Consider the following 1,023-nt stretch of genomic DNA (forward strand, 5'->3'; position numbering starts at 1 on the left):
GCTGAAGGGCGGCGGCTGCCATCCCGCGCCGGTGGCCAGCGCCCCCAAGGTGCCGCCGAGCCAGACCAGCGCGGTCAGCGTCACGCTGGTGACGATGGCGCCGGCCAGGATCCAGGGCGTGAGTTCGGAGTGGGCGCTGCGCTCACCGAGCATGACCGCCTCCTGAGCGTGCGCCGGGGGTGTGGATGGCTCCGTCGGTGTAGTACAGGCGCTGCTCGAGCGGGGTCAGCTGCATCCGGACCGGCACGCCGAGCCGTTGGCCGATCTTGATCAGATACTTGCCGCGGCCAGGGTGGATCTGGGTGGTGCCGTCCAATCCGGTGCTGGTGGAGGCCGCCCAGGAAGCGATCAAATCGATTTCGGCGCTGGTCAGCGCCTTCTGCGCGCTGATGCGGCGAAGCTCGCCCACCGACATGGCGGCCAGGATGAGAATGTCGCAGCGTTCCATCAGCCCTGCCGCCTTGGCCCGGTCCTCCTCCGTGGGCAGGGCTTCCAGGTCCCGCACCGAGTGGGTGCTCATCAAGGAGATCTCGCCGTGCGAGCGGTTCAGGCGGGTGATCGCATCCATGGCGTCGACCATGCCGGGGCCGCTGCGCAGCACTTTCCACATCTCATCCAGCGGCAGCACGAGCGGCCGGGGCAGCACCCCGAAGGCACGCGCGATGTCGACCGCGCCGTAGCTGTAGGCCCAGCAAGCCAGGAGCCCGGCAGCAGCCACGTGCTCGCCAGCCGAGCGCAGCACGGAGACATCCAGGGACAACGCCGGACGGGACAGATCCAGTTGCACCGAGGTCGGCCGGTCGAACATTCCGGCCAACGGGCCGCCGATCAGGTTTTCCAACGCGGAGATCAGCGAACGCGTGGCAGCGATGTAGTCGCTGTCACGGGTGGCGAGGATGCGTTCACGCAACGGCTGCGGGCCCTGCCGGAGCACGCTGATCACATCGGGGATGATCGGGTCGCCGACGGCCGCGTCCGCCGCGAGCCGTACCGCGGTATTGAGGGCAGCGCTCTCCTCGGCCG

1 pseudogene is annotated in these 1,023 nt (G+C 69.2%); it reads right to left on the bottom strand.

From position 1 onward, the window contains the following. Window positions 1-142 precede the first annotated feature (142 nt). A pseudogene (locus AB0J09_RS65790) lies at window positions 143-1,023 on the bottom strand (ATP-binding protein); the annotation flags it as partial.

The organism is Nonomuraea sp. NPDC049784 (assembly GCF_040659615.1).
Taxonomy (GTDB): Bacteria; Actinomycetota; Actinomycetes; order Streptosporangiales; family Streptosporangiaceae; genus Nonomuraea.